This is a genomic window from Pseudoxanthomonas indica (genome assembly GCF_900167565.1).
Classification (GTDB): domain Bacteria; phylum Pseudomonadota; class Gammaproteobacteria; order Xanthomonadales; family Xanthomonadaceae; genus Pseudoxanthomonas_A; species Pseudoxanthomonas_A indica.
This window is the reverse complement of sequence record NZ_FUZV01000002.1, coordinates 1067158-1080640: the sequence shown is the minus strand read 5'-3', so window position 1 is coordinate 1080640 and position 13483 is coordinate 1067158. Positions and strand designations below refer to the sequence as shown.

Below are 13483 nucleotides of genomic sequence, written 5' to 3'. Positions count from 1 at the left end.
GGCAGTGTCCGCCCGGACCGGCTACACTCGACGCCCTGCCGCACTGACCTCCCACGGCGCATGGCCCCCGACCACGACACCACCCAGCGCACGATCTGCAGCGACGGCCCGACGCCGCGCGGCACGCGTTCGGCGTGCGTGGTGGTCATCCAGGGCGAAGGCCTGGGCCGGCGCGCCGACATCGATGAGCAGCCGGTGGTGGTGGGTCGCTCACGCGAGGCAGACCTGCACATCCCGCATGCCAGCGTCTCGCGCCGACACTGCGAAATCTGGCGCGAAGGCGACCGTTACCGCGTGCGCGATCTGCAGGCCACCAATCCCACCCGCCTGAACGAAGCGCCGATCAGCGAGGCCGAACTGCAGGACGGTGATCACCTGACCCTGGGCGAAAGCATCCTGAAGTTCATCAGCCATGCCAGCCTGGAAGCGCACTACCACGAAGAGATCTACCAGCTCGCCACGCATGACGCGCTGACCGAGCTGTACAACCGCCGTCACTTCATCGACACGGTCGATCGCGAAATCGCCCGCGCCATGCGGCACCAGCGGCCGTTGGCGATGTGCATCATCGACGTGGATCTGTTCAAGCCGATCAATGATCGCTACGGCCACATTTCCGGCGACCATGTGCTGCGCCAGATTGCGGCAATCCTGCGTCGCCACGTGCGCAATGACGATGCCGCCGCGCGCATCGGCGGCGAGGAGTTCGCGGTGTTGCTGCCGGAGTGCGACAGCGAAGCGGCGTTCGGTTTCGCCGAGCGCCTGCGCCAGGCCATCGCCGATTCGGTGTTCAAGCCGGGCGGAGAAGATCAACACATCACCGTGAGCATCGGAATCGCTGCGCTCAATCCGCATCGCGATACCTGCAGCCGGATGATGGCGGCGGCCGACGCCGGCCTGTATCGCGCCAAGAGCGAAGGTCGCAACCGGGTCTGCATCCAGCCCTGAGGCTCAGGCGTCGGCGCTGGCCTCGGCGTTGGCTGGCAACGAGGCATTGCCGGGCGGGATGGCGACCACGGGAAAGCCGGCGGCACGCCAGGCATCGATACCACCCCGCAAAGGCAGGACGTTGGTGAAGCCATGCCGACGCAACTGCGCCGCCATCCAGGCGGCAGAGACCTCGTTCGGGCAGGCGCAGTAGATCACGATCCGGGTATCGCGCGGATGCGCGGCCAGGATCGGTTCCAGCTTGCGCTCATCGGCAAACTCGGCGCCGGGGATAATGAAAGGATCGACATCGCGCAGGCCGGGCGCGCGGATATCCAGCAGCAGCGGCAGTGGCGACGTCTGCAGATGCGACTGCAGTTCCGCCACCTCCACCCGCTGCGTTTCCAGCATCTTGAACAGGCTGCGGCGCCGCCACCAGCGATAGCCGATGTAGGCGGTCAGACCGATCAGCAGCACGGCGACGGTGCCACCGCCCAACTGCGAGAGGATGTCGATCACCTGCTCCACCTGGCGCGCAAAGATCGCCCCCAACGCCAGGCCCAGGCTGGCCCACAATGCGGCGCCGATGCCGTCATAGCGCAGGAAACGCGGCAGGCTGGCCTGCATGGCGCCGGCCAGCGGCACCGACACCATCGACAGGCCCGGCACGAATTTGGCCACGGTCAGCACGCGCACGCCGAAGCGGCTGTAGAAGCGCTCGGTCTGCTTCATGCAGCTGTCGCGCGAGAGCGACAACCGGCACAGCGATTGCAGCGTGCGCATGCCGTAACGGCGACCGGCGTAATACCAGGCGGCATCGCCCAGCAGGCTGGCGCTGATCGACACGGCCAATACGCCGAGCAGTGCCGGCCAGGCCGGATCGGCATGCAGCTGGATGCCCGCGCCGACCAGGATCAACGTGGGCAGCGCCGGCACCGGCAGACCCAGCGACAACGCCAGGACATTGACGAAGACCAGCCACACGCCAAAGACTTCGACCAGTTGCTGCATGTCGTGCTTCCGCTGCTTCGCGCCGACGACGACGCTGTGGGCGTATGTTCGGGCCACGCACGCATCGCCACAAGCGCCATCCAGGAAACATTGCGTTACTTTGCTTACGCTCGCACGCAACGCCGTTGCGGCACGCCAGACGCTCTCCTACGCTGTACGTCTCCGGGGGGAGATCACCACATGGCAACACGATTCGGGATGGTCACGCCGATGCTGCCGGCGGGGCCATGCTTGCTTGAGGCATTGGACTTCTACATCGACGGCATGGGCTTCCGCGCCATCTGGCAGGAAGGCGACATGGCCGGCATCGAGCGCGATGGCGTGGCCTTCCACCTGGTCCGGAATGGCGAACGTCTCTGGGCCGACAACGCCAGCTTCAGCATCGGCGTGACGGGACTGGACGCGTTGTATGTCGAATACGCGACCCTGCCCGCCCAGGTCGGGCCGCTGGAAATGAAATCCTGGGGCCGGCGCGAGTTCCACCTCATCGCACCTTCGGGCGTGTGTTTCCAGTTCTACGAACTGGACTGAGCTGGCTCGCGCCGCCACGGCCGCCCACCGCGATAGATCACCAGGTACACGCCCACCACCCAGGCCATGCCGGCGGCCCAGCCGCCGATGATGTCCGAGGGGTAATGCACGCCCAGGTAAATGCGCGACAGGCCCACCAACAGGACGAACACCAGCGCGGCGACCGCCACCGGCCAGCGCCAGCGTGTGTGCCACGCCAGCAGGAACACCGTCATTGCCAGGGTCATCGAGCCCATGGCGTGACCGCTGGGAAAACTGAAGGTGGATTCCGGCGACACCGATTCCCACAGGCTGGGCCGATCGCGCTGGAACGCGTGCTTGGTGGCCAGGTTGAGCAGGGCCGAGCCGGCAAACGCGCAACCGGTGAACAAGGCCTCGCGCCAGCGCCGGATCACCAGCAGCAGCAAGACCAGCGCAATATCGATCGGCACCACGCCGTAGTGGTAGCCAGCCGCCGATACATGGATGAAGAAGCGATCCAGCGCCGGCGTGGCGACCGCATGCAGATGCATCAGCAAGGGGGCGTCGAACACGAACTCTTCCAGCTCGTGCACTTCCTCGGCGAGCTCCGCGAATACCCACAACGGCAGCAGCAGGCCCACGAACAGCAACGCCAACCGCCACGCGCGCTGGCGCAGCAGGTCAAACAGGTAAGTCAGGCCCTGCCGGACCGCCTCAACCGGCGACACGGCGGTATTTCTGCTCGACATATTCGTCGATCACCGCCACGAACTCCTGTGCGATGTTCTCGCCGCGCAGGGTCAGCTTCTTCTCGCCATCGATGAAGACCGGCGCCGCCGGCGCCTCGCCGGTGCCCGGCAGAGAGATGCCGATGTTGGCGTGGCGTGACTCGCCCGGGCCGTTGACGATGCAGCCCATCACCGCCAGGGTCATGTTCTCCGCACCGGGGTGACTGATCTTCCACACCGGCATCTGCCCGCGCACGTGGTTCTGCACCACCTTGGCCAGTTCCTGGAAGAACTCGGAGGTCGTGCGGCCGCAACCGGGACAGGCGGTGACCATCGGGGTGAAGGCGCGCTGGCCGGTGGTCTGCAGCAGTTCCTGCGCGACAATCACTTCCTGCGTGCGCGACTGGCCCGGCTCGGGCGTCAGCGAGATGCGGATGGTGTCGCCGATGCCTTCCTGCAGCAGCACCGACAGCGCGGCCGCCGAGGCGACGATGCCTTTGCTGCCGATACCCGCTTCGGTCAGGCCCAGGTGCAGGGCGAACTCCGAACGCTGGGCCATGTCGCGATAGACCGCGATCAATTCCTGCACGCCACTGACCTTGGCCGACAGCACGATGCGATCGCGCGCCAGGCCCAGCTCCACCGCGCGCTCGGCCGAATCCACCGCCGAGCGGATCAACGCCTCGCGCAGCACGCGGCCGGCGTCCCAGGGTTGTTCGCGGGCATGGTTCTCGTCCATCAGCTGCGCCGCCAGCGACTGGTCCAGCGAGCCCCAGTTGGCGCCGATGCGCACCGGCTTGTTGTAGCGGATGGCGAACTCGATGAGCTGGGCGAACTGGGTGTCCTTCTTCTTGCCGAAGCCCACATTGCCCGGGTTGATGCGGTACTTGGCCAGCGCCTCGGCGCAGGCCGGCTCGCCGCTCAGCAAGGTGTGACCGTTGTAGTGGAAGTCGCCAATCAGCGGCACCGGCACGCCCATCATGTCCAGCTTCTCGCGGATGCGCGGGATGGCGGCTGCGGACTCGGGATTGTTGACGGTCAGCCGTACCAGTTCCGAACCAGCCCGCCACAGGTCGGCGACCTGCTTGACGCTGCTGGCGACATCGGCAGTGTCGGTGTTGGTCATTGACTGCACCACCACGGGCTGGCCGCCGCCCACTTTGACCCCGCCGATATCGACAGCATGGGTGATGCGGCGGGGCCAGGCGGTGGCGTCGGCGGGGGGCGTGGGGCGGGTGACGGCGTCGTGCATGCGCCTATTCTAGATCGTGTACCGCATCCCCCGGCCTACCGTGGCCTGAGCGCCCGGCAGGGCCGCTGCGACCGCCCGTCACGGGTGAGGTCCGGCCGCTTCGACTAGCATGTGCGCATGCCCATGTCGTCTCCGAGTTTCCTGCGCACCCTGTGCAACCTGCGCTGGGTCGCCATCACCGGCCAGGCCGTGACGGTCCTGGTCGCCACCGAATGGATGGACATCCCGCTGCCACGCGGGCCGTTGTGGGGCGGAATCGCGGTGCTGGCGGCTTTCAACATCTACGCCACCTGGCGCAGCCGCCACCCGGGGCCGGACTCCTCGCGCACGGCCTTCCTGCACATGTTGGTGGACGTGGCCGTGCTGTCCTGGCTGCTGGCCTGCAGCGGCGGCATCACCAATCCCTTCAGCCCGATGTTCCTGCTGCTCAACGTGGTGGCGGCGCTGGCCCTGCCATTGCGCTGGGTGCTGGCCACCGCGGCGGCCTCGTTGCTCGGTTACGGGCTGATGTCGGTGTTCGGCCAGCCATTGCCGGAGCTGCACAGCACCCGCCTGCATCTGTGGGGCATGGCGGTGAACTTCCTGCTGTCGGTCGGTGTGGTGCTGTACTTCTCCACCCGCCTGGTCTCCGCCTTGCGCCTGCGCGAGCGCGAGGTGTCCACGTTGCGCGAGCGCTTCGCCCGCAATGAAGGCATCGTGGCCCTGGCCACGCATGCCGCCGCCGTGGCACATGAACTGAATACCCCGCTGGCCACAATGACCCTGCTCAGTGAAGAAATCAGCGAGCAGACCGACGATGACGGCATCCGCGAGGACGCCCACACCCTGCGCCAGCTGGTCGACCTGTGCCGCGATCGCGTGCGCGAACTGGCGGCGTCGGCGGAGATGGGATTCCGCGCCAGCGTCGATCTGGACCGCGTGATTGATCGCTGGCAACTGGTGCGGCCCACCATCGATTTGCGGCGCGAAGGCGTGCTGCCGCCCAACCTGCGGGTGGAACCTTCGATTGGCCACCTGCTGCAGGCGCTGCTCAACAACGCCGCCGATGCCAGCACCCAGGCTGGCTCGCAGCGCGTGTTCCTGCGTCTGCGCTGCGAACAGGACGAACTGATCGGCGACGTGCGTGACGAGGGCAAGGGTTTCCATGAAAACCTGCCCTTCAGCTCCGAAGGCCTGTTCCGCAGCAGCAAACCCGAAGGCATGGGCGTGGGCCTGGCCCTGTCACATGCCACCGTCGAGCGCCTGGGCGGTTCGTTGAGCATCCACACCGTGCAGCCGCGAGGCGTGTGCGTCACCTTCCGCTTGCCGGTGCGTTTTGGTCGCAAGGAGTTTCCATGAATGGCCTGTTGATTGACGACGATGAGCTGTACGCCCGCACCCTCCAGCGCAGCCTGGCGCGGCGCGGCATCGACACCCGCATCGCCTTGAACGCCAGCGAGGCGCTGGAGCTGGCGCGCCAGCAGCCGCCGGATTTCGCACTGGTGGATCTGAAGCTGGGCGAATCCTCCGGCCTGCAGCTGATTGAACCGCTGCGCGAGCTGCGCGAGGACATGCGCATCCTGCTGGTCACCGGTTACGCCAGCGTGGCCACCGCGGTGGAGTCGATCAAGCGTGGCGCCGACGACTACCTGCCCAAACCGGCCTCGCTGACCTCGATCCTGCGTGCACTGGGCGTGGAGAAATCCGAAGCGGCCGAGCCCGAAGACACCATGACGCCGCTGCATCGCCTGGAGTGGGAACACATCCAGCAGGCATTGGCCGAAACCGACGGCAACATTTCCGCGGCAGCGCGCCTGCTGGGCATGCACCGGCGCTCGCTGCAACGCAAGTTGCTCAAGCGGCCGGGGCCCGAGCGCAGGAACATCGACTGAACCACCAGGCCGGGCGCGCGGATCGGTTAACTTAGTCGGATGGAATCTCCGGCCCGCGACATCCTCACTCCCACCCAGCTCAACACGCTGGCGCGCGATCTGCTGGAAGGCGCGTTCCCATTGATCTGGGTGGAAGGCGAACTGGGCAACGTGACCCGCCCCGCCTCGGGCCATCTGTACTTCACCCTCAAGGACGCGCGCGCGCAGATACGCAGCGCGATGTTCAAGCCCAAGAGCCAGTGGCTGAAATTCGTCCCGCGCGAAGGCCTGCGCGTGCTGGTGCGCGGCCGGCTCACGCTGTATGAAGCGCGCGGCGACTACCAGCTGGTCATCGACCACATGGAAGAAGCCGGTGAAGGCGCGTTGCGCCGCGCGTTCGAACAACTGCGCGCCAAGCTGGCTGCCGAGGGCCTGTTCGATGAAGGCCGCAAGCGCGCCCTGCCCGCGCACGTGCAGCGACTGGGCGTGATCACCTCGCCCAGCGGCGCGGCGGTGCGTGATGTGCTCAGCGTGCTGGCGCGACGCTACCCCTTGCTGGAAGTGGATGTGCTGCCCGTGCAGGTGCAGGGCGAAGCCGCCCCCGCCCAGATCGTCTCGATGCTGCAACGCGCGGCACGGAGCGAGCGCTACGACGTGCTGCTGCTCACCCGCGGCGGCGGTTCGCTGGAGGACCTGTGGGCCTTCAACGACGAACAACTGGCGCGCACGATTGCCGCTTCGCCGGTGCCGGTGGTATCGGCCGTCGGCCACGAAACCGACTTCACTCTGGCCGACTTTGCCGCGGATCTGCGCGCGCCCACGCCGTCCGTGGCCGCCGAGCTGCTGGTGCCGGATCATCGCGACCTGGCCAGCCACCTGCGCGCGCTGCAACGCCACGCCACCGAGATCCAGCGCCGGCACCTGCGCGATGCGATACAACGCAGTGATCGCGCCGCCCTGCGTTTGAATGCGCTGCGTCCACAAGCGCGCCTCGAGTTTATCCGGCGGCGCCAGGACGAAGCCCTGCGCCGATTGCAGGCGCTGTGGCGGGAGCAGTTGCAATCGCGACAGGCCCGCCTGCGCCATGCCGACGCCGTGCTGCGTGCCACCCAGCCCAGCCGTCGCCTGGCGCAGCTGCGCGATCGCCTGCAGGCGCTGAGTTTGCGACCGCAGGCCAGCATCGCCCGCCAGCTCCAGCGCGACTCACTCAAACTGCGCGGCCTGGCGCGTTCGCTGACCGCGGTCAGCCCGCTGGCCACGGTGGCGCGTGGTTATGCCATCGTCACCCGCGAAAATGGCCAGCTGGTGCGGTCGGTCGAGCAGGTACAGGCCGGCGATGCCGTCAGCGCGCAGCTCAGCGACGGCCATTTGAAGTTGCGCGTGGAGCGTTGAGCAAGCCGCGCGGCATCGCTTAACCCCACCCCGACCGCAGGCACGTTCATCCTCCCGACCCAACGGGAGAACCGCCATGCGCCTGACTCAACCCTGCCTTGCCCTGCTTGCCTGCGCCTTGCTGGTCGCTTGCCAGTCGCAACCGCGGCCGGCCGATGCACCATCCGCCGACGCCGCCGCCGCCGCCAGCCAAGCTGCGACCACGCTGGAATCCGTCGATGCCCGCGCAGAGGCTTACGCCCGCTCCAGCGCCGACATGGCCGCCAGGCGTGCGCGCAGCCAGAACGAGAGCCGCACCCTGTTGGCCTATGCGCCGCCGCCACCCGCACCGCCCGCGCCCGGCATCGCCAATACCGAGAACTACGCCGGCCATGACGACAACCCGGTCCACCGCACCCGCGAACAAGCCGTGTCCACGTTCTCGGTGGACGTGGACACCGGCAGCTACAGCAATGTGCGGCGCATGCTGCGCCAAGGCGTTCGTCCGCCGGCGGACTCGGTGCGCGCCGAGGAACTGATCAACTACTTCGACTACGGCCATCCCGGCCCGGGCAACCGCGAGCAGCCATTCCGGGTGAGCACGGAACTCGCGCCAGCGCCGTGGAATGCGCAACGCCAATTGCTGATGATCGGCATCAAGGGCTATGACGTGCCGAAAGCGACGCTGCCACCGGCCAACCTGGTGTTCCTGATCGACACCTCCGGCTCGATGGAGTCCGAAGACAAGCTGCCCCTGCTCAAGCAGGCCTTCGCCCAACTGACCCGGCAACTGCGCGCACAGGATCGCGTGTCCATCGTGGTCTATGCCGGCTCGGCGGGTCTGGTCTTGCCGCCCACGCCGGGGGATCGCCAGGACACGATTCTCGCCGCACTGGATCGCCTGCAGGCCGGCGGCAGCACCAACGGCGGCGATGGCATCCGCCTGGCCTATTCGATGGCCAGGCAAGCGTTCGCCAAGGAGGGCGTCAATCGCGTCATCCTGGCCACCGATGGCGACTTCAATGTCGGCATCATCGATCGCGAAGCGCTCAAGACGCTGGTGGCGGATCAGCGCAAGAGCGGTATCGCCCTGAGCACGCTGGGCTTTGGCGCGGGTAACTACAACGATGCGATGGCCGAAGAGCTGGCCGATGTCGGCGATGGCAATCACGCCTATATCGATACGCTGCAGGAAGCACGCAAGGTGCTGGTGGACGAAATGCAGTCCACTCTGCTCACCATTGCCCGCGATGTGAAAATCCAGATCGAGTTCAATCCGGCGATGGTGGCCGAGTATCGCTTGATCGGCTACGAGAACCGCGTGCTGAAGGACCAGGACTTCGCCAACGACAAGGTGGATGCAGGCGATATCGGCGCCGGACATGAAGTGACCGCGCTGTACGAGATCACGCCCGTGGGCAGCCACGCCCCCCGTTTGCCAGCCCTGCGTTACGGGGAGCCCGCAGCTATTTCCAACAAGGCAGGTGTCGACCGCAACGAACTGGCCCATCTGCGCTTGCGCTACAAGCTGCCGGCTCAGGATCGCAGCCAGTTGATCGAAGCGCCGATCGCCGCCGCTGACATCGCCCGCCATCCCAGTGCGCGCTTCCGGTTTGCCAGCGCCGTAGCCGCGTACGCCGACCTGTTGCGTGGCGGAAAGAACATTGACAGCTGGCAATGGGACGACGTGCGTCGCGCCGCCGAAGGCAGCATGGGCGAGGATCGTTTCGGCCTGCGTCGCGAGTTCGTGCAGTTGGTGGATAGCGCCCGGCAGATCACCGCGGCAGCATCATCGGATCCCCAGATCGCGGAAGTCCGCTGAGACTCCTGCCCGCCGTGCCAGATGGCGACTACGCATCGGGCCACCCTCTTCCGCACGGGAGAGGGTGCACGCCCACATGGATTCAAGCGACCAGCAACGCCTTGACCCGATCCATGCTCAACATGACGGTCATCGGATGGATGTTCGACGAAACAAAGCCATGCTGGAGATAGAAGGCCTTGGCCCGCTCGTCCACCGCATGGCAGAGCATCGCGCGGACACCCAGGTGTTCGGCGGCGCGCAGTGAGCGCAACACGGCATCTTTCAACAAGGCCTGCCCAATCCCCTTGCGCACCCAGTCACGATGAACCGCCAGGCGCGCCAGCACGACTACCGGAATGGGATCGGGCATGTTCCGACGCAGCCGGCCCGGTGCAATCTCGTGGCTGACCGCGCCTGCCGCCAGGGCGTAGTAAGCAATGACCTTGTTGTCCTTGCCGCACACCACGAAGCACCGGCAAGCGCCACCTGCCTGGTTTTGGCGTGCCCGCTCCTGCAGCCAATAGGTCAAATCGGGTACGGAACATTCAAAGTCTTCCAGCCAGTGCGCGTCCGTGAGCGGGCTGGGTGCATCCAGTTGCAACAATCAACGCTCCCAGGGCGACGGTTTGGCCAGCAGGCGCTTGAGTGCGTCCGGATTTTCAAGCGGGGCTTCGATCAGCGCATTGAATCGCTGCATCGCCTGCTTGCCCAGGGCAAATTGGGTTTGATCGGCCAAGACTTCGCGCGCCTTCTCGGTAACGGCATCGAGAATAAACTCTGTGCGGTTCTTGCCGGTGACCGCCACGGCGCGATCGATCAGCACCTGTTTGGCCTCGGGCACGCGCAGATTGATGACTTTGCTGGCGACAGGACACATGGCGTCCTCCTGAGTGGGTGGGCCGTGCGCGGGTAGCTGCGGGCGGGCCCTGTGTGCACAGTGTACATACAGCCGGCGGCCGGACTCAATCACCCGGTTCCAGCGCCCTCAGCAGACTTTCAGGCAGGCGCCGCCATCACACCAACGCCACGCCACCCATTTCCGCCGTCGGCCTGCCCAGCAGATAGCCCTGGCCGAAACTGCAACCCAGCTCCAGCAGCGCCTGGCGCTGCTCGTCGGTTTCAATGCCTTCGGCGATGGTGTCGATGCCCAGGGTGCGGGCCAGGGCCAGAATGGCGCGGACCAGGCCCAGGCTTTCGGGTCGCCCTTCATCGCCGATGCCGGCGATGAAGCTGCGATCAATCTTGAGCACCGAAATCGGGAACCGGTGCAGGTACGACAAGGCCGAGAAGCCGGTGCCGAAGTCGTCCAGCTGCGCCAGGATGCCGTGCTCGCGCAAGGTGCTCAGCGTGCGCAAGGTGCGCGGCGCGTCATCGAGCAGCGCCACCTCGGTGATTTCCACCCGCAGACGCGAGGGATCCGCTCCCTGGGCCTCGAACATGGCCAGCAGACGATCCGCGAAGTCGGGCGATCGGAAGTGTCGCGGTGACACGTTCACCGACACATAGCCATCGCCGCCGCGGGCAATCTGCCTGACCACCTGTTCGTAGATCAGCCAGTCGACCTGTTCGATCAAACCGCTGTCTTCGCCCAGATCGATGAAGTCCGGCGGGGTCAGCAGGCCGCGGCGCTCGTGCTGCCAGCGCAGCAGCGCTTCGTAGCCCACCACCTCGCCGTCATCCAGCCGCAGGATGGGTTGGTAGAACGGCAGGAAGTCGCGGTTGTTGATGGCCCGACGCAGATCCGCCTGCAGGTCCAGGCTGTGCATGGCGGCTTCGCGCATGGCCTCGTCGAACATGGCGCAGCGATCGCGGCCCTGCTCCTTGGCGCGGTACATGGCGGCGTCGGCGTCGCGCAGCAGTTCTTCGCCGTTGCGATAGCGCGGATGCCAGACCGCAATGCCCAGGCTGGCCGAAGGATACAGTTCGCGCCCGGCCACCCACATCGGTCGCGCCAGCACGCTGAGCAGGCGCTGGCAGAGTTCGCGGATGTTCTCTTCGTCGTCGGCGTATTCCATCAGCACGGCGAATTCATCGCCGCCCAGACGCGAGACCACGTCGTTGCCGCGCACCGTCATGGTGATGCGGCGCGCGACTTCGATCAGCAGCTCATCACCCGCGGCGTGGCCGATGCTGTCATTGACCAGCTTGAAGCGATCCAGATCCAGGAACAGCACGGCAAAGGCCTGGCCATCGCCATGGCGGGCGCGCTCGATGGCCGCCGACAGCCGGTCCAGCAGGTGCGGACGATTCGGCAGGCCGGTCAGCGCATCGTGCGTGGCCTGGTGGGTCAGGCGTTGCTCGGCGCGCAGGCGCTCGCTGATCTGCGCACGCAGCTGGGTATTGGCTTCGGCCAGTTCGCGCGTGCGTTCATCGACCCGTCGTTCCAGTTCGGCATGGGCCACGCGCAGGCTTTCCTGGGCGCGCTGGCGGGCCAGGCCGTTGCCGATGTTGTGGGCGACGAAGTTCAGCAGGCTCTGATCGTGCGCGGTGAACTTCACTTCCGGTGAGTAGCTCTGCACCACCACCGCGCCCAGCACTTCATCGCCCTGGAACAAGGGCACGCCCAGCCAGCTGTAGGCCGGCGGTCCGTGCTGGATGACCTTGCCGCCTTCGGCCAAGCCACTGATGACCGTGCGGTCGGCCAGCAGCGCCTTGCCGGTTTCGATCACGAACTCGGTCAGGCCGTTGCCGATCCGGCGCGACTTGCGCATCGGATCGCGCTCGTCGATGGTGTAGGGAAATTGCAGGGTCTGCTTGTTCTCACCAAGCAGCGCGATGTAGAAATTGCGCGCGTCAATCAGTTCGTCCACCACCGCATGCACATCGGCGTAGAAGCGCTCCAGCGACTCGGAGGTGATGGCCAGGTCGGTGATGCGGAACAGCGCGCTCTGTAATTTCTCGGCGCGCTTGCGTTCGATGATTTCGGCCTGCAGTTCGCGGTTGGCGCGCTGCAGTTCGTGGGTGCGGTCCTCGACCCGCCGTTCCAGGTCCACATGCGCGTGCTTGCGGTCCAGCGCGGTCAGGATGTGCTGGGCCACGTAACCGAGCAGAGCGCGGTCTTCATCGGCGTAGCTGGCGGGGGTGTCGTAGCTCTGCACCACGATCGCACCGCAGACCCGGTCATCGCGGCGCATCGGTACGCCCAGCCAGTCCTGGCTGTCCGGGCCGTGGCTGGGATCGCGGATCACGCCCAGCTTCTGCCGGATGACCGTGGAAGGCCCGCGCAGCGGTTGGCCATGCCGGAGCAGGGCGAAGGTCATGCTGTTGGCCATCTCCTCTTCGGAGAAGTCCCGGTCCGGCTCGGCGATGTACGGATCCTTCTGGTCGGCGAAGTACAGGAAGCGCACGCTGCGGCGCTGATCGTCGTACAGCACGATGTAGCAGTTCTCGGCGTACATCAGCGAGTTCACCACCGCATGGATGCGGCGGAGCATTTCGCTCATTTCCAGATCGGTACCGGCCAGGTCGGCGATTTCGTACAGCGCCTGCTGCAGGCGCTTGGATTTTTCCAGCGAGACGATGCGTGCATGCGCACGCGCGGTGTCGAGGGTGGCGCCCACCAGGGTCCGCGCCAGCAGCGAGAACGAGGCGCTGGCCGCGGCATCCAGCGGCTCGCCGGGAACCGCGGCCAGCGCCATGCGGGCGTTGCCGTCGTTGTTTTCCCAGGTCAGGGCGATTTCGCCGGGCATCGGCCGCAGCACCGCGTCGCCATCGGCCAGGATCTGTTCGGCGCGTCGGCGCAGGGCCGTACTCGCCTGGTCCGTGGCCAGCCCGCCGGTACCCAGGGCCCAGTCGCGCCAGCTCACCGCCAGCGCGCTGCCGGCCGGCAGCATCTCCAGCAATACCTGGAGCACCCGTTCGGTGGGCGTGGTGGCAGGGTCGCCGGGCATCATGCCGGCGCTCGCGGATTGGCTGGACATCCCGGTTCCAGAGAGCATTGGGTGTAAGTCAAGAAATTCCCCGGAGCGAGCATAGCGCGATGTGGCGTCGGCGACAGGCCCGCCGACCCCGTCACCCGCTCCCGGACGTTATCGGCAGTATGCAATTG

Annotated in this window: 12 protein-coding genes; 6 read left to right on the top strand and 6 right to left on the bottom strand. The window is 66.5% G+C overall.

Annotated features, from left to right (window positions below; all coding sequences use genetic code 11):
- The first annotated feature begins 60 nt into the window (after nt 1–60).
- The gene (locus B5X78_RS15635) at nt 61–948 is read left to right on the top strand and encodes a GGDEF domain-containing protein (RefSeq protein ID WP_176140887.1); all 888 of its coding nucleotides are present in this window, start codon (nt 61–63) and stop codon (nt 946–948) included.
- A gap of 3 nt (nt 949–951) precedes the next feature.
- On the opposite strand, the gene B5X78_RS15630 is transcribed toward B5X78_RS15635, so the two are convergent.
- Nucleotides 952–1938, bottom strand: coding sequence for a DedA family protein/thiosulfate sulfurtransferase GlpE (locus tag B5X78_RS15630; protein WP_079725505.1), 987 nt, complete (start codon nt 1936–1938; stop codon nt 952–954).
- A gap of 180 nt (nt 1939–2118) precedes the next feature.
- Here B5X78_RS15630 and B5X78_RS15625 point away from each other — a divergent pair, with 180 nt between their 5' ends.
- Nucleotides 2119–2469, top strand: a complete 351-nt coding sequence (locus tag B5X78_RS15625; RefSeq protein ID WP_139381593.1) for a VOC family protein — start codon at nt 2119–2121, stop codon at nt 2467–2469.
- Here B5X78_RS15625 and B5X78_RS15620 read toward each other — a convergent pair.
- Nucleotides 2454–3158 carry a phosphatase PAP2 family protein gene (locus B5X78_RS15620; protein WP_229730747.1) on the bottom strand — a complete coding sequence of 235 codons (705 nt, stop codon included), beginning with the start codon at nt 3156–3158 and terminating at the stop codon, nt 2454–2456. The two genes, B5X78_RS15625 and B5X78_RS15620, sit on opposite strands and share 16 nt — an antisense overlap.
- Nucleotides 3145–4410, bottom strand: a complete 1266-nt coding sequence (gene ispG, locus B5X78_RS15615; RefSeq protein WP_079725500.1) for a flavodoxin-dependent (E)-4-hydroxy-3-methylbut-2-enyl-diphosphate synthase — start codon at nt 4408–4410, stop codon at nt 3145–3147. Before ispG ends, B5X78_RS15620 begins: the two co-directional genes overlap by 14 nt.
- Before the next feature lie 117 nt (nt 4411–4527).
- On the opposite strand from ispG, the gene B5X78_RS15610 reads away from it, so the two are divergent.
- The 4 genes from B5X78_RS15610 to B5X78_RS15595 all read left to right on the top strand — a co-directional run bounded on the left by B5X78_RS15610 (nt 4528) and on the right by B5X78_RS15595 (nt 9453).
- Nucleotides 4528–5748 carry an ATP-binding protein gene (locus B5X78_RS15610; protein ID WP_139381592.1) on the top strand — a complete coding sequence of 407 codons (1221 nt, stop codon included), beginning with the start codon at nt 4528–4530 and terminating at the stop codon, nt 5746–5748.
- The gene (locus B5X78_RS15605) at nt 5745–6281 is read left to right on the top strand and encodes a response regulator transcription factor (RefSeq protein WP_079725497.1); all 537 of its coding nucleotides are present in this window, start codon (nt 5745–5747) and stop codon (nt 6279–6281) included. The genes B5X78_RS15610 and B5X78_RS15605 overlap by 4 nt, the downstream gene beginning before the upstream one ends.
- 39 nt (nt 6282–6320) lie before the next feature.
- Nucleotides 6321–7652: an exodeoxyribonuclease VII large subunit gene (gene xseA, locus B5X78_RS15600; protein WP_079725495.1), complete on the top strand. Its 1332-nt coding sequence runs from the start codon at nt 6321–6323 to the stop codon at nt 7650–7652.
- Between the two features lie 76 nt (nt 7653–7728).
- Nucleotides 7729–9453, top strand: coding sequence for a vWA domain-containing protein (locus tag B5X78_RS15595; RefSeq protein WP_079725494.1), 1725 nt, complete (start codon nt 7729–7731; stop codon nt 9451–9453).
- A gap of 82 nt (nt 9454–9535) precedes the next feature.
- Here the strand turns inward: B5X78_RS15595 and B5X78_RS15590 are convergent, their stop codons facing one another.
- The 3 genes from B5X78_RS15590 to B5X78_RS15580 all read right to left on the bottom strand — a co-directional run bounded on the left by B5X78_RS15590 (nt 9536) and on the right by B5X78_RS15580 (nt 13355).
- A complete protein-coding gene (locus B5X78_RS15590; RefSeq protein WP_217698681.1) occupies nt 9536–10039 on the bottom strand; it encodes a GNAT family N-acetyltransferase in 504 nt (167 codons plus the stop codon).
- Complete coding sequence (locus B5X78_RS15585) at nt 10040–10312, bottom strand: type II toxin-antitoxin system TacA family antitoxin (RefSeq protein WP_079725493.1); 273 nt, start codon at nt 10310–10312, stop codon at nt 10040–10042.
- 136 nt (nt 10313–10448) lie between these two features.
- The gene (locus B5X78_RS15580) at nt 10449–13355 is read right to left on the bottom strand and encodes a bifunctional diguanylate cyclase/phosphodiesterase (RefSeq protein ID WP_079725492.1); all 2907 of its coding nucleotides are present in this window, start codon (nt 13353–13355) and stop codon (nt 10449–10451) included.
- Nucleotides 13356–13483 lie beyond the last annotated feature (128 nt).